The organism is Salinibacterium sp. NYA9b (assembly GCF_976973725.1).
In genome coordinates this window covers 2691012-2714396 of record NZ_OZ333476.1, presented here as the reverse complement: position 1 = coordinate 2714396, position 23385 = coordinate 2691012, and the positions used below count along the sequence as shown (strand labels likewise).

General features: G+C 62.3%; 22 protein-coding genes. 15 read left to right on the top strand and 7 right to left on the bottom strand.

All coding sequences use genetic code 11. The annotated features are described in order from the left end of the window. Positions 1–23: 23 nt before the first annotated feature. Positions 24–395, top strand: coding sequence for a sterol carrier family protein (locus ACWFSR_RS13025; protein ID WP_197106631.1), 372 nt, complete (start codon positions 24–26; stop codon positions 393–395). Then, positions 392–754: a hypothetical protein gene (locus tag ACWFSR_RS13020; protein WP_447522565.1), complete on the top strand. Its 363-nt coding sequence runs from the start codon at positions 392–394 to the stop codon at positions 752–754. Before ACWFSR_RS13025 ends, ACWFSR_RS13020 begins: the two co-directional genes overlap by 4 nt. Before the next feature lie 46 nt (positions 755–800). Here the strand turns inward: ACWFSR_RS13020 and purF are convergent, their stop codons facing one another. Beyond that, positions 801–2258 carry an amidophosphoribosyltransferase gene (gene purF, locus ACWFSR_RS13015; protein WP_197106629.1) on the bottom strand — a complete coding sequence of 486 codons (1458 nt, stop codon included), beginning with the start codon at positions 2256–2258 and terminating at the stop codon, positions 801–803. A gap of 140 nt (positions 2259–2398) precedes the next feature. On the opposite strand from purF, the gene purM reads away from it, so the two are divergent. Continuing rightward, positions 2399–3505: a phosphoribosylformylglycinamidine cyclo-ligase gene (gene purM / locus ACWFSR_RS13010; RefSeq protein WP_197106628.1), complete on the top strand. Its 1107-nt coding sequence runs from the start codon at positions 2399–2401 to the stop codon at positions 3503–3505. Between the two features lie 102 nt (positions 3506–3607). Then, entirely contained in the window at positions 3608–4981 is a 1374-nt protein-coding gene (locus ACWFSR_RS13005; protein WP_447522564.1) for an aminotransferase class V-fold PLP-dependent enzyme, read from the top strand. 80 nt (positions 4982–5061) lie between these two features. Here ACWFSR_RS13005 and ACWFSR_RS13000 read toward each other — a convergent pair whose 3' ends face one another. Next, positions 5062–5295, bottom strand: a complete 234-nt coding sequence (locus tag ACWFSR_RS13000) for a DUF3073 domain-containing protein (RefSeq protein ID WP_197106626.1) — start codon at positions 5293–5295, stop codon at positions 5062–5064. Between the two features lie 155 nt (positions 5296–5450). Here ACWFSR_RS13000 and ACWFSR_RS12995 point away from each other — a divergent pair, with 155 nt between their 5' ends. After that, entirely contained in the window at positions 5451–6572 is a 1122-nt protein-coding gene (locus tag ACWFSR_RS12995; protein WP_197106625.1) for an NAD(P)-binding domain-containing protein, read from the top strand. A 39-nt stretch (positions 6573–6611) separates the two neighbouring features. On the opposite strand, the gene ACWFSR_RS12990 is transcribed toward ACWFSR_RS12995, so the two are convergent. Then, the gene (locus ACWFSR_RS12990; protein ID WP_447522563.1) at positions 6612–7505 is read right to left on the bottom strand and encodes a LysR family transcriptional regulator; all 894 of its coding nucleotides are present in this window, start codon (positions 7503–7505) and stop codon (positions 6612–6614) included. Positions 7506–7632: 127 nt separating this feature from the next. Here ACWFSR_RS12990 and ACWFSR_RS12985 point away from each other — a divergent pair, with 127 nt between their 5' ends. The 3 genes from ACWFSR_RS12985 to ACWFSR_RS12975 are packed head-to-tail and all read left to right on the top strand — an operon-like array spanning position 7633 to position 10068. Beyond that, positions 7633–8544, top strand: a complete 912-nt coding sequence (locus tag ACWFSR_RS12985) for a pseudouridine-5'-phosphate glycosidase (protein WP_447522562.1) — start codon at positions 7633–7635, stop codon at positions 8542–8544. Positions 8545–8557: 13 nt separating this feature from the next. Further along, positions 8558–9442: a carbohydrate kinase family protein gene (locus ACWFSR_RS12980; protein ID WP_447522561.1), complete on the top strand. Its 885-nt coding sequence runs from the start codon at positions 8558–8560 to the stop codon at positions 9440–9442. Beyond that, positions 9439–10068, top strand: a complete 630-nt coding sequence (locus ACWFSR_RS12975) for a phosphoribosylanthranilate isomerase (RefSeq protein WP_447522560.1) — start codon at positions 9439–9441, stop codon at positions 10066–10068. Before ACWFSR_RS12980 ends, ACWFSR_RS12975 begins: the two co-directional genes overlap by 4 nt. Positions 10069–10099: 31 nt before the next feature. On the opposite strand, the gene ACWFSR_RS12970 is transcribed toward ACWFSR_RS12975, so the two are convergent. Together ACWFSR_RS12970 and ACWFSR_RS12965 are read right to left on the bottom strand one after the other, a co-directional pair. Next, a complete protein-coding gene (locus tag ACWFSR_RS12970; protein ID WP_197106620.1) occupies positions 10100–10477 on the bottom strand; it encodes a fluoride efflux transporter FluC in 378 nt (125 codons plus the stop codon). Next, a complete protein-coding gene (locus ACWFSR_RS12965) occupies positions 10474–10869 on the bottom strand; it encodes a fluoride efflux transporter FluC (protein ID WP_447522559.1) in 396 nt (131 codons plus the stop codon). Before ACWFSR_RS12965 ends, ACWFSR_RS12970 begins: the two co-directional genes overlap by 4 nt. Positions 10870–10973: 104 nt before the next feature. On the opposite strand from ACWFSR_RS12965, the gene ACWFSR_RS12960 reads away from it, so the two are divergent. Together ACWFSR_RS12960 and ACWFSR_RS12955 are read left to right on the top strand one after the other, a co-directional pair. Continuing rightward, complete coding sequence (locus ACWFSR_RS12960) at positions 10974–11615, top strand: hypothetical protein (RefSeq protein ID WP_447522558.1); 642 nt, start codon at positions 10974–10976, stop codon at positions 11613–11615. A gap of 80 nt (positions 11616–11695) precedes the next feature. Then, positions 11696–12481: a MerR family transcriptional regulator gene (locus ACWFSR_RS12955; RefSeq protein WP_447522557.1), complete on the top strand. Its 786-nt coding sequence runs from the start codon at positions 11696–11698 to the stop codon at positions 12479–12481. Positions 12482–12560: 79 nt separating this feature from the next. Here the strand turns inward: ACWFSR_RS12955 and yczE are convergent, their stop codons facing one another. Further along, entirely contained in the window at positions 12561–13211 is a 651-nt protein-coding gene (gene yczE, locus ACWFSR_RS12950) for a membrane protein YczE (RefSeq protein WP_197106616.1), read from the bottom strand. Positions 13212–13272: 61 nt separating this feature from the next. Here yczE and yczR point away from each other — a divergent pair, with 61 nt between their 5' ends. The 5 genes from yczR (at position 13273) to ACWFSR_RS12925 (ending at position 22354) form a co-directional block, all read left to right on the top strand. Beyond that, positions 13273–14694, top strand: a complete 1422-nt coding sequence (gene yczR / locus ACWFSR_RS12945; RefSeq protein ID WP_197106615.1) for a MocR-like transcription factor YczR — start codon at positions 13273–13275, stop codon at positions 14692–14694. A 165-nt stretch (positions 14695–14859) separates the two neighbouring features. Then, entirely contained in the window at positions 14860–18015 is a 3156-nt protein-coding gene (locus ACWFSR_RS12940; RefSeq protein WP_197106614.1) for an efflux RND transporter permease subunit, read from the top strand. 103 nt (positions 18016–18118) lie between these two features. After that, positions 18119–18328: a hypothetical protein gene (locus tag ACWFSR_RS12935; protein ID WP_447522556.1), complete on the top strand. Its 210-nt coding sequence runs from the start codon at positions 18119–18121 to the stop codon at positions 18326–18328. Positions 18329–18639: 311 nt separating this feature from the next. Then, on the top strand, positions 18640–19683 hold the full coding sequence (locus ACWFSR_RS12930; protein ID WP_447522555.1) for a TM2 domain-containing protein: 1044 nt from the start codon (positions 18640–18642) through the stop codon (positions 19681–19683). A 370-nt stretch (positions 19684–20053) separates the two neighbouring features. Then, entirely contained in the window at positions 20054–22354 is a 2301-nt protein-coding gene (locus ACWFSR_RS12925) for a DEAD/DEAH box helicase (protein WP_447522554.1), read from the top strand. Positions 22355–22569: 215 nt separating this feature from the next. Here ACWFSR_RS12925 and ACWFSR_RS12920 read toward each other — a convergent pair whose 3' ends face one another. Beyond that, entirely contained in the window at positions 22570–23343 is a 774-nt protein-coding gene (locus tag ACWFSR_RS12920; RefSeq protein WP_447522553.1) for an aspartate/glutamate racemase family protein, read from the bottom strand. Positions 23344–23385: the final 42 nt, after the last annotated feature.

Below are 23385 nucleotides of genomic sequence, written 5' to 3'. Positions count from 1 at the left end.
GCCACAGTTGTTAGCGTTAAGGCATGGCACAGCTGAAAATAGCCCCCATTGCTGGTGAAGCGAGCATCCGGATGGTGCGCGACGGTAGAGCAGACCGCGACGCCACCGCAACCGCAGTGCGCTACCTCTTGCAGGTGCTCGCGAAGAATGCCGAAGGCAACTCGGTTGAAGTGCGAGTGCCGCCGTTCGGTGCCGTTCAAGCCATCGAAGGCCCCAACCACACGCGCGGCACCCCGCCCAATGTTGTTGAGATGGATGCCGCGACCTGGATTGCCCTTGCCACGGGAACACGAGAGTGGGCCGAAGCCCTCGACTCCGGCGACATCAGCGCCTCAGGGTCGCGTGCCGACCTCAGCGAATACCTCCCAGTTGTGTGGGAGAGAATAGTGCCGTGAGTATTACGCCAGAACACGAGCCCGCGGCATCCGCCCCGCAGCAGCCTGCGATGAAGACCACGGTCGAATCAACGGGCGTGAGCATTCGCCGTGCGCCTAAGTACGGCGCGTTCATGATTGTCGGTGGTGGGCTCGGTGCCGCCGCCACGTTCATTCTCACGATGTCGTTCCCCGCTGACCCTTCGGTCGGATTCGGGGCTCTCTTTGGCTACTTCAGCCTCTTTGGTATTCCTGCCGGTGTTGCCGTCGGAGCTCTCGTGGCGCTCATCGTCGACCGTTCCTCGCGCCGTCGGGCCAAGACCGGCACGGCCGAGCACGAGATCTCGGAGCCAGAAGTGTACGAGGGCACGCTCGAGTAACAACGAGCTGCACCCCGCGGAAGTTCACCCCGAGAAACGCGCTGCGCTAGCTCAGTTGCGTGAGCTCAAGCCAGTCGAGGTATTCGGGCGTGATGTTGCCCGAAACGTATTCGCCCGTGAAGCAGCTCATTTCGAGAGCTGAGACGTCGGATCCTTCAGTGATTGCGGCCTGCATGTCGGCGACCTCTTGGTAGATGAGAGCGTCAGCGCCCATCTCCAGAGCGATCTCGGGAATCTTGCGCCCGTGGGCAACGAGTTCAGCGCGCGTCGGCATGTTGATGCCGTACACGTGTGGGTAGCGCACGGGAGGTGCAGCGGAGGTGAAGGTGACCTTGTTGGCGCCGGCTTCACGAGCCATCTGCACGATCTCTTTCGAGGTGGTGCCACGCACGATGGAGTCATCCACGATCAGGATGTTCTTGCCCTTGAACTCGGTGCCCATGGCGTTCAGCTTCTGCTTGACGCTCTTCTTGCGCTCGGCCTGGCCGGGCATGATGAAGGTGCGGCCAACGTAGCGGTTCTTGTAGAAACCTTCGCGGTATTCGACGCCAAGCTTCTGGGCGACCTGCATTGCGGCGGGGCGCGAGGAGTCGGGGATGGGCATCACAACGTCGATGTCGCCCATGGGGGTGAACTTCGAGATGGTGTCGGCCAGTTTGTCGCCCAAGCGCAGGCGAGCTTCATAAACGGAGATGCCGTTCATGATCGAGTCCGGTCGGGCCAGGTATACGTATTCGAACGAGCACGGAATCAGCACTGGTGCTTTGGCGCACTGCTTGGAGAACATTTCGCCGTCGGGCGTAATGAAGATCGCTTCGCCGGGGGCAACATCCCGCACCAGTTCGTATCCGGCGCTTTCCAGCACGAGAGATTCGGATGCCACGATCCACTCGTAGCCGACGAGACCAGTTTGACGGCGGCCCAAAACTAAGGGGCGGATGCCGTAGGGGTCGCGGAACGCGAGCAAGCCGTGACCAGCGATCAGCGCGATCGCGGCGTAGGAGCCCTCAACGCGGTCGTGCACGCGCTCGATGGCGGTGAAAACTTGCTCGGGGTCGAGGTCGAGCCCCGACACCTGCTCTTGAAGTTCGTTGGCCAACACGTTGACGAGCAGTTCAGTGTCGCTCGTGGTGTTGAGGTGGCGACGGTCGATGCGGAACAGCTCATCGGTGAGCTGCTGCGTGTTCGTCAAGTTGCCGTTGTGAACAAGGATGATGCCGTAGGGCGCGTTCACATAGAACGGCTGGGCTTCATTTTCATTGAAAGCGTTGCCTTTGGTGGCGTAGCGCACGTGGCCGAGGCCGGACGTGCCGACAAGGTTGCGCATGTCGCGAGTGCGGTATGCCTCGCGCACTTGCCCGTTGGCTTTCTGCAAGTGCAGAGTGCTGCCGTCGGCGGTGGCGATTCCTGTGGAGTCTTGACCGCGGTGCTGCAGGAGCAGCAGGGCGTCATAGACCTGCTGGTTGACGGGCTGAGAAGAGACGATACCGACAATGCCGCACATGCTTTCGCGTGGCTCCCTGAGGTCGTAGAGCGCGTACCCGGTGTGAGTACGGTCTAGCTTCTCACATCTGGCAGTGCTGTTGCTGCGGGGAAGCGGGGGTGCTGCTGCGTGTAAAACCCGCAGACCGGTACGCTTGAGCCGTGACCGAGAACTCTTCTTCCAGCTATGCCGCAGCCGGTGTCGATACCGCTGCTGGTGACCGCGCCGTCGAACTCATGAAGGCGGCCGTCAGTGCCACTCATGGGCCCAACGTGGTCGGAGGTTTTGGCGGTTTCGCTGGCCTCTATGACGCCTCGTTCTTCAAGGACTACAAGCACCCGCTGATGGCGACATCGACGGATGGCGTGGGCACGAAGGTTGCGATCGCTCAGGCTCTCGACAAGCACGACACCATCGGCCAAGACCTCGTCGGCATGGTTGTTGACGACATCATCGTCGTGGGCGCCAAGCCCCTCTTCATGACCGACTACATCGCGTGCGGCAAGGTCGTTCCCTCGCGTATCGCCGACATCGTTGCCGGTATTGCTCGTGGATGCTCGGCTACCGGTACTGCGCTCGTCGGCGGCGAAACGGCAGAACACCCCGGTCTTCTCGGCCCAGACGACTACGACGTTGCCGGTGCGGCAACCGGCGTGGTTGAAGCCGGATCGCAGCTTGGCCCACACCTTGTTGCCGATGGCGATGTTGTGATCGCGATGGAGTCCTCGGGCATCCACTCCAACGGTTTCTCGCTTGTTCGCCACATTCTGGCCAACAACAAGGTCGGTTACAGCGACCACCTCAACGAACTCGGCGGAGTCGTCGGCGAAGTGCTCCTCGAGCCGACCCGCCTCTACACAATGCCGCTGCTCAACCTGCTCGACGCCCAGCCCGGCGCCGTGCACTCGCTCAGCCACGTCACCGGTGGTGGCATCGCCGCCAACCTCGCGCGCGTGCTGCCTGTCGGCTCGTGGGTTGAGGTCGAACGCTCGACCTGGTCGCCGCCCACCGTATTCCGCGTGCTGTCTGACCTGGCTGGTTCCAGCCTCGAAAGTGCCGAAGGAACCTGGAACCTCGGCATCGGCATGATCGCGATTGTGGCGGCGGATGCTGCCGACGCGACAATCGCCGCACTCACCGCCGACGGCATCCCCTCGTGGGAAGTCGGTCGTGTTTCGATGGCCGCCCATGATCTTTCTGGCTTCGAACAGGGAGCCAAGGGCGTCAACGGTGGCGCTGTGCGCCTGAGTGGTTCGTACGCGAACTAACTGCTCGCGATGTCGTCGACAGGAGACGAAGCGCAACCTCATTTTGTGAGTGACCGGGTGCCACGAAGGCGAATGGTCGTGCCGTGCGCTTGAATGGGCGCTATGGCAACTAAGCAGCCCGATAACTCGGTTGACGTCGACAACGACGTGCAATCAGCAGAACCCGAAGAAGTACCCACCCCCGTGGACGAGCAGCACGACGGCGACGACGTCGTGACCGTGAACGAAGCTGACTCGGATGACGGCCACGACGACGCAGATCAGGTAGACGGCACACAACGCCCCGAACCGCTGCTGACCCGCGATGGTTCCCCGGCCGCCGCACTGTGGAGTCTGAACTCCCGCTGGCGCCACATCAACCACGGCTCCTTCGGTGCGGTCCCCGTCTTTGCCCAACTGCGTCGCCTCGCCTACCTCCAAGAAACCGAGAGCGCACCGCAGCGTTGGTTCATGGCCGCACCCGAGCGCCTTGCTCAGGCCCGCGAAGGTCTTGCCGATTTCCTTGGGGTAGATGCCGACCGTTTCGGTTTCGTCCCTAACGCCAGCGCCGGAATGACGGCCGCCATCCGCGCCCTCATGCTCAACGCCGGTGACGAGCTGCTCATCACCGACCACGCCTACGGAGCGGTCGCGTTCTCGGCTCGTCGCGAGGCCCGCCAGCGCGGAGCCAAACTGCGCACCGTGCCCATCGAACTCGATGCCACGCCCGAGCAGATCCTTACGGTTCTCGGCAAAGCACTCGCCAAGAAGCCTGCTGGCCTCATCATCGACGCGTCAACCTCCGCCACCGCGCGCGAGTTCCCGGTCGCGGCGCTCGCCGAGTTGGCCACGAAGCACGGGGTTCCTCTGCTCGTGGATGCAGCCCACGCCCCGGGAATTCAGCACCGCCCGGCCGAGGGCATTGCGGCATCCGCCTGGGTTGGCAATTTGCACAAATTTGCCTGCGGTTTTCGGGGCAGCGCAGTGCTCGTGGCCGAAAAGAAGTTCGCCAAAAACCTGTACCCGGTAATCGATTCCTGGGGAATGGATGAGCCCTTCCCCGGTCGATTCGACCACCAGGGCACATTCGACTACACGCCGTACCTCGCTAGCGTCGACGCCATCACGGGGCTCGAAGCCCGCATCGGCTGGGATTCCATTCGTGGCTACATCGAGTCACTGCTCGACTACTCGACCGACGTTGTCGCCGATGCGCTTGATGCTGCGTCTGGTGAAGAGTCGCGAGTGGATGTCGCAGCCCCCGCTCCGGGAATGCGCCTCTTGCGGCTCCCCGGCGCTCTCGGCGCAAGCCATGACGATGCGCAAGCTGTTCGCCAACGCATCACGGACGAACTCGGATTCGAAACCCAAGTCACGAGCTTCCGTGACACCGGCTATCTGCGGCTTTCGGCGCACGCCTACAACACTGCCGACGACTATGAGCGCTTTGCCGAAGACGCTGTGCCGACTCTCGTGGAGTGGTCGCGCGAGCGCTAGCCCGGCACCGCGTTAACGCACGAAGCGAGCATCCGACCCCGGAGGGTCTGGTGCTCGCCTTGTGTGCAGAAGGTGCGTTATTAGGCGCTACGAGTTTCCTCGTCGTCCTCGTCATCTTCTTCAACGTCGTATTCGTCGCTGTATGAACTACCAGCGGAGTACTCCGGCCACTTTTCGCTGTCTTCCGACACCGGAGCAGCGCTTTCTGACCCGCTCAACTCGCGAGCGAGTGCACCATAGTTGGTGTCTGGGCTGAAGTACTTCAAATCCCGAGCAACCTTGGTGTGCTTTGCCTTTTGACGGCCGCGTCCCATTCGAGACCCCCTCATGCTTCTGTCCCGGTGCACTGACGGTGGCCAGCGAACGAGCGAACAGGGATGGATGAAAACTAACCTGAAGTTTAGCACGATGGACAGAAAGGTCTTCGTGGGCGGTGCACAGGTGGGGTGTTCACGGGTAACGTTAGCCCGTGACATCCACCACTGAAACCGACACCTCTGTTGTCGTTATTGGTGCTGGCCAAGCGGGCCTCTCTGTTGCCTACTATTTGCGGCGACTTGGCCTCGACCCCGGCAACGACTTTGTGCTCCTCGACCGCGGCCCCAATACGGGGGGCGCGTGGCAATTCCGTTGGGAAGCGTTGCGCATTGGTTCCGCCCACCGCATCAATGATCTTCCCGGCCTCGACGAGCTGGGGCTCAGCTTTGAGACCGCCGACAAACACATGCCGGCCAAGAAAGTTGTCGCCGACTACTACCGCGCCTACGAAGAGCACTACGGCCTTCAGGTCGTGCGCAATGCGGATGTCATCGCCGTCGATAACCTCGGCGAACATTTGAACGTCACTTTCACCCTCGATGGCGAAGAAACCAAAACTGTCAGCACCATGCTCGTCATCAACGCCACGGGCACCTGGGGTGCACCGTTTATTCCGTGGTACCCGGGGCTCAAGTCGTTTGAGGGCCGCCACCTTCACACGAGCGAATACCGCAGCGCCCGCGAATTCACCGACCAGAGTGTTGTCGTGGTCGGCGGAGGAACGTCAGCGATCGGGTTCCTGCTCGAACTCGAAAACATCGCCAGCAATCTCACCTGGGTGAGCCGCCGCCCCATCGACTTCCTCGAAGACGGTGGCCTCAACCTTGAAGCGCGCAAAGAAGCTGTGCTGGTGCAGGATGAGGCGGCGCGGGCAGGCCGAGCCCTCCCCAGCATCGTCAGTGGCACGGGCGTTCCGCGCACCCGCCGCATCCAAGCCGGAATTGAGCGGGGCGTTTTGACGCCGCGGCCCATGTTCTCCAGCATCGAACCCGGTGGGGTGCGCTGGAAAGACGGTGCCTTCCAACAGGCGGATGCCATCATCTGGTCCACCGGATTCCGCCCAGAACTGCGCCACCTTGCTCCGCTGAAACTGCGCGAGAAAGAGGGCGGCGTGGCCGTCGGGCAGGGCGTCGCCTGGAAAGACCCCCGTGTCTTCTTCGCCGGGTACGGGCCGCAGGCATCCACGATTGGTGCCAACCGTGCGGGGCGGATGATCGCCCGCCAAGCCATCGCCACGCTCAGCAAGATTCAAGCCATGAAGAACGGGCGCTAGCGCTTTCGCAACCGCGAGCTGTCGGGAACGCTGGCATCGCTAGCCGGCGGATGCCACATCGCGAATCAGTGCGCGAAGTGCGGCAAGCTGGGGCCGGCTGTCGCTCGTGCGCCATTGCATTTCGAGGGGCAGAGTTGCCGGCCGGGCCAGCGGAATGGCAACGAGATCCTCGGGCAGGTGGCCGATGAGGGCGGCGGAGACGAGCGAGAATGCGCGCGACTCCGAGAGTAGATAGAGCCGCGAACCCACGATTCGGGGCGGGCTCACCAGAAGCAGCGGGCTCAGCCCACGCGAGGTGCAAATCTCGAGCAAGTAGTCGAAGTAGGCGGGATTCTGTTCGCGCGGCCACAGCAACAGGGGAAGATCGCCGAGCTCCGGGAGTTCGAGGTGGGCGGCATCCGCCAGGGGGTGTTTGCGGCTGATCGCGACAAAGACTTGTTCTTCGGCGAGCACCTCAACGCTGTAGCCGTCGAGGTCGTCAAGGAAGCGGCCAAGCCCGACATCGGCCTGTTCGGCGACGAGGTGGGCCGACACTCCTCCGGTGTCTACAGGAATGTCTTCGATGCGAGTCGAGGCCAGGGACTGCTCCGCTTTGCTGATCACGGCGGGGAGCAGCCGGTTCACGACGCTCGGCGAGGCAACGACGCGCACGGTGCGCAGGCGGCTCGGCTCGTGCAGCTTCACATCGAGCACGACCTGAGTTGCGTGAGCGAGCAAACTTTTACCCTCAAGGGCCATCGCCTCGCCTGCCGCGGTGAGCGTGGCCGATCGCCCAGACCGATCGAGCAGTGCGATGTCGAGAGCGCGTTCCAGCCGACTGACTTCTTGGCTCACCGTCGGTTGAGAGATGTGGAGCGCTTCGGCTGCGCGACCGAAATGCCCGAACTCGGCAACGGCGACAAAGATCTCCACTTGCCGCAGTGTGATTTGCATAGGTTAAACCTATCGAAACTCTCGTGACTCTTTCTGGATTCTTGGTAATCGACTGGTTACGGTGGGGAGAGAGGTACGCCTCCGGCCGAGCATCAGTGAAGAAGCACAGCGAAGAAAGAGATTGACTATGTCTGAACCCGTCATCCACGTTTCCCAAGAAGTGCAAGACGCTGTGCGTGAAAACCGCCCCGTTGTCGCTCTCGAATCCACAATCTTCACCCACGGGCTTCCTCGCCCGCGCAACCTCGATGTTGCTCTTGAAGCCGAAGCCGGTCTTCGCGCGCAGGGCGTCACGCCCGCCACGATCGGTGTCTTCAACGGTGTGCCGACTGTCGGCCTCAGCACCGAACAGATCACTGAACTTTCCAACACTGACAATATTGCCAAGGCCAGCCTTCGCGACCTTCCTGTCGTGCGCGCCCTCGGCATCCACGGTGGCACCACCGTCGCAGCAACCGCGTTCCTCGCGCACCACGCAGGCGTCCAGGTCTTCTCCACCGGCGGTCTCGGTGGCGTTCACCACGGTGCCTCCGAAACCTTCGACGAGTCCGCTGACATGACCACGCTCGCGCAAATCCCGATCCTGGTCATCAGCGCCGGAGTGAAGTCGATTCTCGACATCCCCGCAACGCTCGAACGCTTCGAGACCCTCAACATCCCCGTCATCGGCTACGGCACCACCAAGTACCCGGGCTTCTATGTCACCGATTCAGGCTTCAGCATTGGGTACTCGGTCGACACTCCCGAAGAGGTCGCCGCCGTTGTCACCGCCCGCGATGAACTCGGACTCCCGCAGTCGGTATTGCTGGCCAACCCCGTCGCCGCCGACAAGCAGCTTCCTCCGGAGCAGCTCGACGACATCCTTGCTCGGGCCTGGGCCGAAGCCGACAAGCAGGGCATCAGCGGAAATGCCTCAACCCCGTTCCTGCTCGACTTCATCCAGAAGGACACCAAGGGCGTCAGCCTCGACGTCAACGTCGAGGTCTACCGCGGCAACGTCTCGCTCGGTGGACTCGTCGCCACGGCGCTCACGCGCTAGCGGCAGTCGACACGTGCTCGGAATCATCGGCGACCTCGTTGAAGACGTGGTCGTCTGGCTGGCTGAACCGCTGAGGCATGGCACCGATACGGCGGCGGAGATCTTCCACACCCGCGGCGGTAGCGGAGCGAACGTTGCCAGCTTCGCCGGCCGCCTCGGCCCCACGCGCTTCATCGGCTGTGTCGGCAACGACCACCTCGGCACCCTGCTTGTTGAGGGTCTCGAGGCGGAAGGTGTTGACGTACGCGTGCAGCGCAAACACGTCACCGGCACCGTCATCATCCTGATCGACCAAGACGGCGAACGCAGCATGGTGCCGAACCGGGCGGCAGCAACAATGCTCGATGAGGTTCCGGATGAGTGGCTCGACGGCCTCGAGCTGCTGCACGTCTCGGCCTATTCCTTCAACGGAGCGCCCGTTGGCGAAACCGTGATTGATGTGATTCGTCGTGCCAAGCAGCGCGGGATTCTCGTGTCGATCGACGTCTCCTCCACCGGGATGCTCGCCCAGTACGGCATCGACCGTTTCCTTGATCTCATGGCTGACCTCAGCCCCGACTTCTTGATCGGCAACGCCAGCGAAATGGAGTGTCTCGGAGTCGTCATCGACGGGCAGCCGGGTGCTGTCGCTGCTCGACTCGCGAAGACCATCATCGTGACGAAAGCGGGCGCGGATCCCACCCTCGTTCACGAGCCTGGTCGGGAGCCGCTGACGGTTGCGGTGCCACCGGTTCCCGAGGTCCGAGACCTCACCGGCGCCGGTGATGCCTTCGCTGCGGGATTCCTGACGTCGTACTTGGCTAGCCGCGACCTGCAGAAAGCGTGCGTGGGCGGTCACGCCTCCGCGGCCCTCGTGCTGGCATCGCCGGGAGCATCCTCCGGAGCAGCGTCGAAGTGACTCGCCTCTTCGTCAAAATCTGCGGCATCAGCACTGCGGATGCCGCAGCGGCGGTCGCCGACAGCGGCGCTGACGCGATCGGGTTCGTCTTCGCTCCCGGCAGTCCTCGTGAGGTCAGCGCCGAGCACGCGCGTTCCCTCATCGCGGGCCTTCCGTCCGCGTTGGAAACGGTGGGCGTTTTTCGCAACCAGTCGATCGATACGGTGCTCCGCACCGCGCGCGCTGCCGGTGTCGCAACAGTGCAGTTGCACGGTGATGAAACTGAGGCAGAATTTGACCGGCTGCGGGCAGAAGGCTTCGGCACCATCCGCGCGCTGTCGATTGATGATTACCGCCGGCTCAGTCGTGACGGAGCATTGCGCGCCGACGACCGGTTGTTGATCGACGCGGTTACGCCGGGTGGGGGAGCAGCGTTCGACCCCAGCCTGCTGTCGGATGCTGCGCCTGACGACTTCTGGATTCTGGCCGGCGGCCTCACCCCGCAGAATGTGGCGGAGCTTGTCGGCATCATGCAGCCGGGTGGTGTTGACGTCTCAAGCGGCGTCGAGGTGAGTCGCGGAGTGAAAGATCCGGCCCTCATCCGAGCTTTCGTGGAAGCCGTTCGCGCCGTCTCAGCGGCGAGGTAAACCCCACTGGCGACGCAGCCAAACGACGAGGCTAAGTCGCGAGCGCGATGAGGCCGAAGTAGGTCGCGGCGGCGACGCCGATGCCGAGCACGAGGTTGGCGGCAACGCTAGCGACGGCGGTCTGGAGTCGCTTCATAGTGGCGATCTGCATTGTTTCAACGCTGAGAGTACTGAAGGTGGTGAGTCCACCGCAGAGTCCGGTGAGCAGCACGAGCTCGAGGTTAGGGTCGATCGTGCCAATGTGCGCCATGCCAGCCAAGGTGCCGCCGAGGGCAGAGCCGATGACGTTGACGACGAGCACGGCCCACGGGAACCGCTTGTTCGGAACAAACGCGCGTGCGGTGAGGTAGCGCAAGACGGCCCCGGCGGCTCCGGCGCCCAGGATCGCAAACACCACGCCCGCGGTCATTCGTTCACCAGGTCAGGGCGGCGTGCGCGAGCGAAACCGAGGCGCAGGCCCAGTGCGGCTGCGGCGAGTCCGAGCACCAAGGTGGCCGCGAGGTAAATGAGGGCGGGGATGAGCTGGTCGGCACCAATGAGTTGCACGACGGCGACGGCCAAAGCGGAGAACGTCGTGAAGGAACCGAGAAGACCGGCGCCTAAGCCGGCGCGGGCCCAGACCGGAGCGGGTGTCCATAGCTCGGCGACGACGAGCGCCAGCACGAAACTGCCGACGATATTGGCGATCAGAGTTGAGAGGGGAAACAGCCCATCGTCGGTGGCAAAGGCAAGATCGAGAGCGAACCGCATTCCGGTGCCGATAGCACCGCCAACGGCAACGGCAGCGAGTTCACGGATCATGCGCTGCCTTTCAGATGCCAGTTCTGGGGGCTGTACTGCCTACCAGTCACCTTATGGCAACCGGGCGCGGACCTGTGCCACGCGCGCAGTCCTAGACTGAAGCCATGACCCGAACTGCTGCGATCCGCCGCCGTTGGCCGTGGATCGTGCTCGCCGTAGTTGTGGTGTTGCTCGTGCCCATCGCCATCATCGTCGTGCCGATTCTCACGCACGAGAGCGCGGGCCAGTCGAGCCAGCAGCTCGTCGATGGAGAATGGCCGCTCTCGGTCACCGCCGAGGGGGATGACGGTCGCACCCGCACGCTCAGCCTCGCCGGTGAAAACGGCGAACCCATCGACACCGAAGCACTCGTTCGTGACGAACGGGTGGTCGTGACGGGAACCGGCTACGACGGCACGCAGGGTGTGTACGTTGCCGTGTGCGTCATCCCAGAAACACCCGCAGACAAGCCAGGGCCCTGCATCGGCGGAGTGCCGTCGCAGCAGCAAGAAAACGTGGCCGAAGGCACCGTGCAGTGGGCCCCGAGCAACTGGATCAACGCCGATTGGGCGTGGCGGCTCTTCGGCGCTCGCAGTTATGACGACACCGCCACCGGCACCTTTACGGCCTACCTCGAGCTCGGTGACCCGCTCGGCGAGGACGCTGATTGCATCACCAACGAGTGCGGCATTTTCACCCGCAACGACCACACGGCGCTCAACGACCGGGTACAGGATGTCTACGTACCGGTGAAATTCACCGAATAGCCCGGTTGTTCGGATAGTGCGGTTCGCCGGAAAAGGCGCGTGCTTGACATTGACGTAGCGTCAACCTCTACCGTCGAGGTATGGCCCACGACACCCCACCACTCGCCGACCGCTCGATCAACGATGTCGCCCGCATCACCGGAACGACATCGCGCACGCTGCGGCACTACGACGACACCGGGCTGCTGAAACCGAGCCGAGTGGGCACCAACGGCTACCGCTATTACGACGCGGATGCTCTCGCTCGCCTTCAGCGCATTCTGCTGTTGCGCGAACTCGGGCTCGGCCTTCCGGCCATTGCCGAGGTTCTTGCCGGGCAGCGGGATGGCACCGCCGCGCTCAGAGACCATGTGCGCCTGCTCGAAAGTGAGAAGCAGCGCATCGATCGGCTCATTGCTTCGGTGACCAGCACCATCCATAAACTCGCAGAAGGAGAGCCACTCATGGCTGAAGAAATGTTCGACGGATTCGACCACACCGCTCACAAAGACGAAGTGGAGCAGCGCTGGGGTTCCGACTCTTACGCCGCGAGCAACACCTGGTGGAAGGCAATGAGCGCCGCCGAACGCGCCGAGTTCACCGCGCGCCAGAAACAGTTGGCGGCCGACTGGGCCGCTGCTGCCGAGCGCGGCGACGACCCCGAGAGCGACGCCGCTCAGGTGCTCGCACAGCGTCAGTTCGAGGGCCTTGTCGGCATCCCCGGCACTCCGAGCGAAGCAAAAGCGGGGCCGCCCCGGGAGTATTACCTCGGGCTTGCCGACCTGTATGTCGCTGATCCCCGCTTCGCTCGTAACTACGGAGGGCAGGCGGGTGCCGAGTTCGTACGCGCGGCCATGGTTGCGTTTGCGGCCACACGCTGGAGCTAGTTCGCGCCGCTGATCTGTCGCACGCGGGCGGGTTGCGGCCTGTTGCGGCGGTTGCTCGTGCTGCGCGGGTGCGGCGCCGCTACGGAACGGTGACGTCGGGGCTCGGTTCCGGCGTCTCCACGCTCTCGCCAGAGACGGCGGCCGGCACCATGAGGCGCGGAATCGTGAAGTGCACAATCGGGCCGATCAAGAGCGCGAACGCGAGCGTGCCCCAGCCGAGGTTGCCGCCGAGGATCGCACCGATCGTCAGCACGACGAGCTCGATACTGCTGCGCACGATCCAAATCTTGCCGCCATAGCGGTGGTGGATGCCGGTCATCAGGCCATCGCGCGGGCCGGGCCCAAAGCGTGCTCCGAGGTAGAGGCCGGTCGCGATTCCGAGCAGCAGCAGGCCAGCGACGAAGACGAGGATGCGCAGGGCAAGTCCCTCAATCTCGGGCAGCATCCACAATCCAAGTTGGGCACTGGGGCCGACGAGCGCCACGTTGAAGACGGTTCCGATGCCGGGCTTCTGGCGGATCGGGATCCACAGCAGCAACACGATGAGGCCAATGATGTTGGTGACAAAGCCAAAGGGGATGCCAGTGCTGAGCGAGACGCCCTGTCCGAGGACGTCCCACGGGGCGACCCCGACCTCCGCACGAATCATCAGCGCGATGGCGAAGCCGTAGAGGAAGAGGCCGGTGCCGAGCTGAACGATTCGTCGTGTCATGGTGAGGCGGGGAGTCATGTAAGTATCCAATTACGGAATTGGACTCGGAACAAGAGTCCAATCACGGTATTCTGGCCTCATGAATAGCCTTTCTGCCCGCGCATTGGTCGTGATGATGGGCGAGTGGCGTGCGAGTGGATCGAACGCTGCCTATCTGGCCGTCTCTGACCGCATCCGACTTCTCATCATGGATGGCCGCATTCTGACCTCGACGCGCCTGCCAGCCGAGCGCGAGTTGGCGCTCGCTCTCGGGGTGAGCCGCACCACGGTGACGGCGGCCTATTCGGCGCTGCGTGAGGGCGGTTACGTCGAGAGCACGCGGGGGTCGGGCAGTGTTGCCCAGTTGCCGCATCGCGCAAGCCTGATCCCTGATTCCGCGGCCCCGCAGATGCTCGATTTCAGCAAGTCGACCATTTCGGCCGCTCCCGAGGTGATTGAGGCATCCCGTCGTGCTGCCGAACAACTGCCGGCCTACCTGGGGGAGTCGGGCTTCGACCCGGTAGGGATCCCGGTGCTACGTGAGGCAATCGCCCAGCGCTATGCCGACCGCGGTCTGCCGACGAGCCCCGACCAAATCATGGTGACGCTCGGCGCCCAGCACGCCATAGCGCTGATTTCTCGCACCCTCATGTCACGCGGTGACCGTGCCCTCATGGAAAACCCGAGCTACCCGCACGCCCTCGACGCGCTCCGGGCTGCTGGTGCTCGACTCGTGCCTGTGGGGGTTTCGACCGAAACCGGCTGGGATGCCATCGCTGTCGAGCAGGCTATCCAGCGCACGAGCCCCTCGCTCGCGTACCTCATGCCTGACTTCCACAACCCGACCGGTCAGTCGATGCCCGAAGAGTTGCGCGAAAAAATACTGACCCTCGCGGAACGCCACGGCACCGCAGTCATCGCCGACGAGACAATGGCCGAACTCGACTTGGATGGCAACGGCATCCGACTGCCCTTCGCCGCTCACGGCAACGCGATCTCCGTGGGTTCGGTCGGCAAGACAGTGTGGGGCGGTTTGCGCACAGGCTGGATCCGCGCCGACCACGCCACCATCCGCCAACTCGTTCGTGCTCGCTCCGCCGGTGACCTCGGCACGCCCCTGCTCGAACAACTCGTCGTTACCAACATCCTCGAAACTTTCCCGTCGATTCTGGATGCTCGACGCACCTCCCTGCGCGCTGGCCGCGAGCACCTCTCCGCTCTGCTCGCCGAGCAACTGCCGTCCTGGCAGGTGCCGCATACCCCCGGCGGAATGACCGCGTGGATCGGCCTCGGCCAACCCGTGAGCTCGCAGCTCGTGCTCGCCGCCCGCAACGAAGGTCTTGTGATTGCCGCCGGGCCACGCTTCGGAATGGATGGCGCGTTCGAACGCTTCCTGCGCATCCCCTTCAGCGGGGGCGCCGCCGACCTGGAACAGGGCGTCTCGGCGCTCGCCGCAGCGTGGTCGACGGTGATGCGGCATCCGTTCTCGCCAGCGAGCAGTGAATTCGCGAACGTCGTCTAAGCCGCACTGCGGAGAACGCGCCGACCGCGGTTGCAGCGCTGCGGGTTTAACGCAGATGTAATCTCGCGAGAGTACGCGGAATACTCAGCGTGCTGAGAGAATTGACCTAACCAAGAAGTGGTTTTTGCGACCGCGCCCGCGTTTAACAGCAACGAAAGTTCCCTCGTGCATCTGCTTTCTGTCTTCTCCCTGCGTAACCGAGCGCTCATCGCCCTCGTGACAATTGTCATCGGAATCTTCGGTGGCGTTGCGCTGACATCGCTCAAGCAAGAACTCATTCCGTCGCTGTCGCTGCCGCAGATCTTCATCGTCTCTACCTACCCGGGCGCATCGCCGGCGGTTGTCGATAAGGACTTGGCTGGCCCGCTTGAGGCAGCCATCCAGGGCGTCGAGGGGCTTGAGTCGACGACCGCAACCTCGAACTCGAACTTCGCCAACATTTCGGCTTCCTTCGCATACGGCACCAACATCGCCACTGCTGAGCAGAAGATTCAGCTCGCCATCAACCGCATCTCTGGCCAGCTTCCCGACTCCGCCGACACTCAAGTGTTCACCTTCAACTTCACCGATCTTCCGGTCGTGCAGATCGCGGTCTCGAGCGACCTCGACCCTCTCGAGCTCTCCAGCAAGCTCGAAGCATCCACTCTCGTTGAACTCAATAAGTTGGATGGCGTCAGTGACGCAAGCCTGCTGGGCACGTCTACTCAGCGCCTGGTTATCACTCCCGACCAAGACGAACTGTTCCTCAACGGTCTGAACAACCAGGACATCATTTCTGCGCTCGACGACAACGGCGTGCTGTTGCCGGCCGGTGAGATCACCGAAGATGGCCAGACCCTCACGGTGCAGGCCGGTCAGCGCATCACGACGGCAGACGGCATTGCCGAACTGCCGTTGCTCGGCGGTTCGAACACCGACGTCGTCACCATCTCAGACGTAGCGACAGTCGACGTCATCGACGATCCCGCCACCGGAATCTCGCGCGTTGACGGTGAGCCTTCGCTCACGATCGCGATCACGAAGAGCCCCGCGGGCAACACCGTCGCTGTGTCCCAAGCCGTTCTCGAAGCGATCCCTGACCTCGAGAGTGCCCTCGGCAACAACACCAAGTTCACGGTTGTCTTCGACCAGGCCCCCTTCATCCAAGAATCAATCGACAGCCTCACCACCGAGGGACTGCTCGGTCTCGTCTTCGCCGTGATCGTGATTCTGGTGTTCTTGCTGTCGATTCGATCGACGCTGGTGACCGCGATCTCGATTCCGGCATCCGTTCTCATCACCTTTATCGGTATGCAGGTCTCGGGCTACACCCTCAACATCATCACCCTCGGAGCCCTCACGATCTCGATTGGTCGAGTGGTGGATGACTCGATTGTGGTTATCGAGAACATCAAGAGACACGTCTCGATGGGGGAGCCGAAGCTTCAGGCCATCCAGACCGCGGTGAAGGAAGTTGCGGGAGCCATCACGGCTTCGACCGTGACGACCATTGCCGTGTTCTTGCCTCTGGCCCTTGTCGGCGACATCACGGGAGAGTTGTTCCGCCCGTTCGCGTTGACGACCGCCATCGCGCTCGCCGCATCACTCTTCGTGTCGCTCACGATCGTGCCGGTGCTCGCCTACTGGTTCCTCGGCAACAAGGCTGTGCCGCGCCACACCGAAGACGCTGTCGAGCACGCGCACGCAGCGGGTATGCCTCAGGAAGAGAAGACCAACGCCCTGCAGCGTGGCTACCTGCCCGTAATCAAGTGGACGCTCAAGCGCCCCGTTGCCACGCTCATGACTGCTGTTCTCCTGCTCGGTGGAACCGTGGCACTCGTGCCGTTCATGAAGACCAACTTCATTGGCGACAGCGGACAGAACACTCTGACCGTCAACCAGTCGCTGCCACTCGGTGCAAGCCTCGAAGCTCGTGACGAAGCCGCCAAGAAGGTTGAAGCGGTTCTCATGGACCTCGACGGCATCGAGACCGTGCAGCTCTCCATCGGTTCCAGCGGCGGCTCGCTGCGGGCCGCGTTCACCGGCAGCGGAGCGAACGCATTCTCGCTCACCACCGACCCCGACCTTGATCAGACCGAGCTGCAAGAAGACGTGCGCGAGGCTGTTGCCGACATCGAGGATGCGGGCGAGATCACGCTTGCCGCGGCATCGAGCGGCTTCGCTTCGAGCGACATCGAGATCAACCTCACCGCCACCAGCGATTCTGAACTGCGCGAAGCATCGGATGCCCTGCTCGAGCAGGTGCGCGACCTCGACGTCGTCGCCGAAGCCACGAGCAACCTGTCTGAACAGCAGCCGTTCATCTCGATCGTTGTTGACCGTGACAAGGCCGCGAAGGTCGGACTGAGCGAAATTGCAGTTGGCGGAATCGTCACCGGTGCAATGAACCCGAATGCGGTCGGTAGCGCCGTCATCGACGAATCGACGCTCTCGATTTACATTCTCAATGACCTTGCGCCGACCACGATTGAAGAGTTGGAAGACTTCGAGATCCCGGGTGCCACCGGACTCATCCCGCTGACGGATGTCGCCACAGTGTCCGTCGATGACGGCCCCGCGAGCATCACCTCGGTTAAGGGCGTACGCAGTGCGACCCTGAGCGTGACGCCGAGCAGTGACGACGTGGGAACGGCATCCGCCCTGGTTGCTGCCGCTGTTGATGAAGCAGAATTGCCCGCGGGCGCTTCGGCTGAACTGGGCGGTGTCGCTACGGAGCAGACGGATGCGTTCCAGCAGCTCGGCCTCGCGCTCCTGGTCGCAATTCTCATCGTGTACGTCGTAATGGTGGCAACCTTCAAGAGCCTGCGCCAGCCGTTGCTGCTGCTGGTGTCGGTGCCCTTCGCGGCAACCGGTGCCATTGCGCTTCAGGTGATCTCGGGCATCCCGCTCGGTGTCGCTTCGCTCATCGGTGTGCTCATGCTCATCGGTATCGTCGTGACGAACGCGATCGTGCTCGTCGACCTCATCAACCAGTACCGCGTGAAGGGCATGCGCGCTCGCGAAGCCATCATCGAGGGTGCATCGCGTCGACTTCGCCCCATCCTGATGACCGCTGCGGCCACGATCTTCGCGCTCCTTCCGCTGGGCATTGGTGTCACCGGCCAGGGCGGATTCATCTCCCAGCCGCTCGCCATCATCGTGATCGGTGGACTCGTCTCCTCGACAGTTCTCACCCTCGTGGTGCTTCCTGTTCTCTACTACCTCGTTGAGGGCGCCAAGGAACGTCGCGAAGACAAGAAGGCAGCCGGCACCGATCGCAAGAGTCGTCGTGCGGCCAAGAAGGCCGGTCGCGAGACTCCGGTGGTTGCCACCGCAGAGTAATGCCTGAATGGTCTAGTTTCCCCACGCCGGTTCAGCTGCCGTGGGGAAACAGAATTTCTTTCACTATTGTGGAAGACATTCTGCAGACCGAATCGGAGAACTCATGTACGGCAATATGGGGTACTTCCCTTTCGCAATCGCACTGATGCTCTTGGCGATAGTCGTGGGTGCCATGCTTGTCTATTGGCTGATCCGTCTGGCGGTTGGTCGGGCGATGCGCGATCACCACAAGTGGCTTGAGCTTCGTGCTGAAAAGACAGTTCCGCCCGAGCCGCGCCCCAACGGCGATCTTCCCTACGACCACAACGTTTAGTCACCGACGTGGGCGAGGGCGGGCTGGGATCTGCCTGCGTGCCTCGCGCGACCGCATCGCTGCATTCGCTTAGCGTTTCACGCCGTCCGGTAGACCACTTGGCCTGATCTGCTCGTTCAATTGAACAAATGTCAGTGCCGTCCGACAGGGTGAGTAAGTAACCACGCGGGGGCGTCTAGGCGATACCGGCCAGATGAGATCACTCATCACTCGGCCAGTTGTCGTGTGCCTCGGCGTGCGCGCACAACAACGTGCGCGGCGTGAATCACAGTGCGCGCGTTTCTCTTCATTACCCGAACGAAAGAGGCTCAATGTCAGACGCCACACCTACACCCGAATCGAACGCGCAAGACATTCCGGATAGTGCACCTCCTGCAGCTCCGACTGCGCCCCCAGTACCTCCGATCGCTGGCAAGTCGTTTGTCATCACGTGGCTTTTCGCTCTCCTGCTTGGTTTCTTCGCCGTCGACCGTTTCTACCTCGGCAAAGTCGGTACCGGAATTCTGAAGCTCATCACTTTCGGTGGTGCAGGAATCTGGGTCCTAGTTGACATCATCCTCACGCTCAGCGGGGCTCAGCGCGACAAGGCAGGCAATGCGCTTGTCGGGTACAACGAGAACAAGAAGGTTGCTTGGATCGTTACCGGCGCACTCATCGTTCTCTCGATCGTCACGTCGAGCCTCAACGGAGGCAACGCCGAGACAACTGATTCGAGTGACACGAGCGCTATTTCGGAGAGCGCTGACGTAGAAGAGTCGGACGCTGCTGAGGAAGAGGCTGCTGAACCAGAAGTACCGGCAGTGCAGGGCTGGGCGGATGACGCCTTCGGCACATTCGAAGCCATCACCGAGACTGGCACGGGCGACAGCATTGTCGACCTGCCTATCGGCGCGACAGCAGGAATCGTTACCGCTACACATGCCGGAGCGTCGAACTTCGCAGTCTCAGTACTCAACGAAGATAACGAGAGCACTGGCGAACTGTTGGTGAATACGATCGGAGACTACGCGGGCACAACGTCGTATGGATTCAATGCGCTCTCAGACGGCGTTACGCTTCAGATCAAGGCGGATGGTGCGTGGTCGTTGCTTATTGCTCCTGTTTCGGCAGCCCCCCTGCTGGCCGAATCCGGCACCGGCGACGCAGTGTTCCTGTACAACGGCGATGCAGCTAAGCTCACGGCTACCCACTCGGGCGACAGCAACTTCTCCATTATTGAAGAAACCGACAAGGCGTTCGCGTTTGGCCTCCTCGTTAACGAAATCGGCTCCTACAGTGGCACCGTTGCACTGAGCACGGGTCCGTCGGCGATCACGGTAGGCGCTGACGGCGCCTGGACGCTCGCAGTCGAGTAATTGATCGCTGGGGTCGAGCGGCTGTGTCGCTTGACCCCGGCATCCGCTCGGCCCTCGCTATTAGGGGCTCGATCGAGTAACGTAGTCAAGTCGGCTCAAGACAGCGCGAAATCTCGCGTATGGGTTTGTAAGTCTTGCGGGCCGGTTTGCCAGTCCATCCAACTGGTGACAATCACACGAATGTATGTGACGGCCTCGGTCAAAGACTGCCCGGGTTCAGTAGTGCAGCGTACGAATACTCAAGCTAATTAGAAGACAGCCAATCGGTTTCTAACCAATCGGCGTCTCGCTAACTAAATGGTGAGTGTTGGCGTGCGCGCGTGCTCCACGCACTAGATGTGTTCCATCTAAGAACAACCCGGAAAGAACAATGCCTAATTTCAATAAGCCTGCCACTGGTCGTGGCAACAAAAACTTCAACTCTGGAGCGCCCAAACGTGGCGGTTCACGCAGCGAAGGTCACCGCGGATTCCGTGCCGATGAGGGCGATGCCCCCAAGCGTCGCTGGAGCGCGGATGACCGTGCCGCTCGCACCGGGGACCGCAAGCCCGGAGCCGCTCGTGGCGGACGCGACGAGCGTCGCCCCGACTGGACTCCTCGCGAGAAGCCTGCCCGTGGTGGACGCCCCGAGGCAGGCGGCCGCGGAGATCGCCCCTCGTATGGTGACCGCCCGCAGCGCAACGAACGTGGCGCCTACGGCGACCGTCCCCAGCGCAGCAACGATCGTCCCTCGTCGGGTGACCGCCCCGAGCGCGGTGGACGCCCCACGTATGGCGACCGCAACGAGCGCCCGCAGCGTAGCAACGATCGCCCGTCTTACGGCGACCGTCCTGACCGTGGTGGACGTCCGTCGTACAACGACCGCAACGACCGCAACGAGCGCCCGCAGCGCAGCAATGACCGTCCTTCGTATGGTGACCGCCCCGACCGTGGCGGCAACGCCGGTCGCAGCGAGCGCCCGTCGTACAACGACCGCAACTCGAGCGGCCGTAACGAGCGCCCCTCGTACAACGACCGCAATGCTGGTGGCCGTTCAGAGCGTCCCTCCTACGGTGACCGCCCCGACCGCGGTGGCCGTCCCTCCTACAACGACCGCACCGAGCGTCCGTCGTACAACGACCGCAACGCTGGCCGCACTGAGCGTCCCTCGTACGGTGACCGTGGCGCATCCGCTGGTCGCACCGAGCGTCCGTCGTACAACGACCGTGCTCAGCGCACCGAGCGCCCCGCGTACGGTGACCGTCCCGACCGTGGTTCGCGCCCCGAGCGTTCCGAGCGTCCCGCCTACAACGAGCGCCCGCAGCGTTCAGAGCGTCCCGCGTATGGCGACCGTCCCGACCGTGGTTCGCGCCCGTCGTACAACGACCGCAACGATCGTCCGCAGCGTTCGGAGCCGCGCGAAAGCGCCTACTACCCGGCCCGCGATGGCAAGTCGTCGCACTCGCAGCAAGAAGACGTTGTACTTGAGCGTCTCGTAGCCAAGACCGTTACCGCCAGCGATGTTGAAGGCAAGTCCTTCATCGACCTAGGCATCGGTTCGAACATTTCGCGTCAGCTCGCATCCATGGGTGCAGAGTCGCCGTTCCCCATCCAGGCAGCAACCATCCCCGACGTTCTCGCCGGCAAGGATGTTCTTGGCCGCGGAAAGACCGGATCGGGCAAGACCATTGCTTTCGGTGCGCCTCTCGTTGAGCGCCTCATGGAAAACAACGGTGGCAAGGACCGTCAGATGGGCCGCAAGCCGCGCGCCCTCATCCTGGCCCCGACCCGCGAGCTTGCTCAGCAGATCGACCGCACCATCCAGCCCATCGCTCGCAGCGTTGGTCTGTTCACCACGACCATCGTGGGTGGTGTTCCTCAGTACAAGCAGGTTGCAGCTCTCACCCGTGGCGTCGATGTCATCATCGCGACCCCCGGCCGTGTTGAAGACCTCATCGAGCAGGGTCGTCTCGACCTCAGCCAGGTGAAGGTTACTGTTCTCGACGAAGCAGACCACATGTGCGACCTCGGGTTCCTTGAGCCTGTTCAGCGCATCCTGCGTGAGACCAGCGAGGGCGGCCAGAAGCTGCTGTTCTCGGCAACCCTCGACAAGGGTGTTGCCACTCTCGTCAAGGAATTCTTGGTTGACCCGGCCGTGCACGAGGTTGCTGGTGAAGACCAGGCTTCTTCCACGATCGACCACAAGGTTCTGCTCATCGAACAGCGCGACAAGCGTGCGATCATCAAGCAGCTTTCCGCCGGCACGGGCAAGACTCTCGTCTTCACCCGCACGCGTGCGTTTGCTGAAGAGATGGCTGAATTCTTGAGCATGGGTGGAACCCCAGCCACGAGCCTTCACGGTGACCTTAACCAGTCGCGTCGTACCCGCAACCTTCAGATGCTCACGAGCGGCAAGGTCAACGTGCTTGTCGCGACAGACGTTGCAGCCCGCGGCATCCACGTAGATGACATCAGCCTCGTTATTCAGGCTGACGCTCCTGAGGAGTACAAGACGTACCTGCACCGTGCTGGCCGTACCGGTCGTGCCGGCAAGGTCGGAACCGTTGTCACGCTCATCCCGCGCAACCGTCGTCGCAAGATGGAAGAACTCCTCGGCCGCGCTGAGATCGACGCAGAGTCGGTCGACGTAGCGCCCGGTGACCGTTTCATCGACAATCTCGCAGCGCTCTAGCAAGCACCCCGCTCACTCGAGCATAAGAAAGCCCCGGATGCCCCACTCATGTGGTCGGCAGCCGGGGCTTTCTTCTTCCAGCGCATATGGGCTGTCGAACGAGCGCTGCATCAGCGCTATCGTCTTCCTGCGAGTTGTCTTTCGCGCAGGCTGTCCGATTGCCGCTGAACTCTGGATAAGCCCAACTTTCGGATGAACCCGGTGCCGTTGCAAACTCACTGCGGTGTTCGCTGTATGAATGGCAGCTTCGAGGTGGATTCACTCTGGAACAAGGCCCAGACAGCGTTGGCCACCGCCTTGGCCGGGTCTATTAGTGTTCCACCGCTGCCGCGAGCGATCAACGGCAGCTCAGTGCAGGCCAAAATCGCACATTTTGTGCCCTTCAGCTCGAGATACCGCTCAATCTCATTCCACATCCCCTGCAGGAGTTGGACATCTGTACAAGCTTTTATGCCGTAAATAAGATGTGTTATTAGCTCTTGAAACTCGGGTTCGATTTCTAGAACATACCTTCCGTGACTGCGCAGGGCACGCACATATAGAGCAGATCTCGCCAACCCTGCTGTGCCGAGCACCGCGACCATTTCGCCGATTTCGGTCTTGGCAATGCATTCTTCGACCGCGTAAGTGGTCATGTTGATGATGGGCAACCCGCCCAGCTTCTCTTCACCTTCCAGAAACGCGTGGGCGGTGTTGCAGGCGAGGACCAAATGTGTGGCGCCCATGCCCGATAGTGCGTCTGCTCCGCGTCTAAGCTCTAAAATAGGCGATGGCCCCAAATTCAGGAGAGCTGCGGATCTATCGGGGATGTTTGGATTTGCGTAGACGATCACGGTCATGCCCTCCTGATCTGAGGGCGGAGCTTGAGCCGCGATTATTTTTGAGTACACATCTGCTGTAGCTGCGGGGCCCATCCCACCTAGAATCCCCAGAACCATCGGTTGAGTTTCAGCCATCGCTTCGATTGCGCCAGTCGTATAAGTCTCCATTTATGTGGGTGATCACGAGGCCAATTGACGGCGCGACTGCAA

What these genes read in the sequence shown, in the direction of transcription:
- ACWFSR_RS13025 (WP_197106631.1), top strand. Translation starts at nt 24, where the DNA reads ATGGCACAGCTGAAAATAGCCCCCATTGCTGGTGAAGCGAGCATCCGG.
- purF (WP_197106629.1), bottom strand. Translation starts at nt 2,258, where the DNA reads ATGTGCGGCATTGTCGGTATCGTCTCTTCTCAGCCCGTCAACCAGCAG.
- ACWFSR_RS13005 (WP_447522564.1), top strand. Translation starts at nt 3,608, where the DNA reads ATGGCAACTAAGCAGCCCGATAACTCGGTTGACGTCGACAACGACGTG.
- ACWFSR_RS13000 (WP_197106626.1), bottom strand. Translation starts at nt 5,295, where the DNA reads ATGGGACGCGGCCGTCAAAAGGCAAAGCACACCAAGGTTGCTCGGGAT.
- ACWFSR_RS12990 (WP_447522563.1), bottom strand. Translation starts at nt 7,505, where the DNA reads ATGCAAATCACACTGCGGCAAGTGGAGATCTTTGTCGCCGTTGCCGAG.
- ACWFSR_RS12985 (WP_447522562.1), top strand. Translation starts at nt 7,633, where the DNA reads ATGTCTGAACCCGTCATCCACGTTTCCCAAGAAGTGCAAGACGCTGTG.
- ACWFSR_RS12970 (WP_197106620.1), bottom strand. Translation starts at nt 10,477, where the DNA reads ATGACCGCGGGCGTGGTGTTTGCGATCCTGGGCGCCGGAGCCGCCGGG.
- ACWFSR_RS12965 (WP_447522559.1), bottom strand. Translation starts at nt 10,869, where the DNA reads ATGATCCGTGAACTCGCTGCCGTTGCCGTTGGCGGTGCTATCGGCACC.
- ACWFSR_RS12960 (WP_447522558.1), top strand. Translation starts at nt 10,974, where the DNA reads ATGACCCGAACTGCTGCGATCCGCCGCCGTTGGCCGTGGATCGTGCTC.
- ACWFSR_RS12955 (WP_447522557.1), top strand. Translation starts at nt 11,696, where the DNA reads ATGGCCCACGACACCCCACCACTCGCCGACCGCTCGATCAACGATGTC.
- yczE (WP_197106616.1), bottom strand. Translation starts at nt 13,211, where the DNA reads ATGACTCCCCGCCTCACCATGACACGACGAATCGTTCAGCTCGGCACC.
- yczR (WP_197106615.1), top strand. Translation starts at nt 13,273, where the DNA reads ATGAATAGCCTTTCTGCCCGCGCATTGGTCGTGATGATGGGCGAGTGG.
- ACWFSR_RS12935 (WP_447522556.1), top strand. Translation starts at nt 18,119, where the DNA reads ATGTACGGCAATATGGGGTACTTCCCTTTCGCAATCGCACTGATGCTC.
- ACWFSR_RS12930 (WP_447522555.1), top strand. Translation starts at nt 18,640, where the DNA reads ATGTCAGACGCCACACCTACACCCGAATCGAACGCGCAAGACATTCCG.
- ACWFSR_RS12925 (WP_447522554.1), top strand. Translation starts at nt 20,054, where the DNA reads ATGCCTAATTTCAATAAGCCTGCCACTGGTCGTGGCAACAAAAACTTC.
- ACWFSR_RS12920 (WP_447522553.1), bottom strand. Translation starts at nt 23,343, where the DNA reads ATGGAGACTTATACGACTGGCGCAATCGAAGCGATGGCTGAAACTCAA.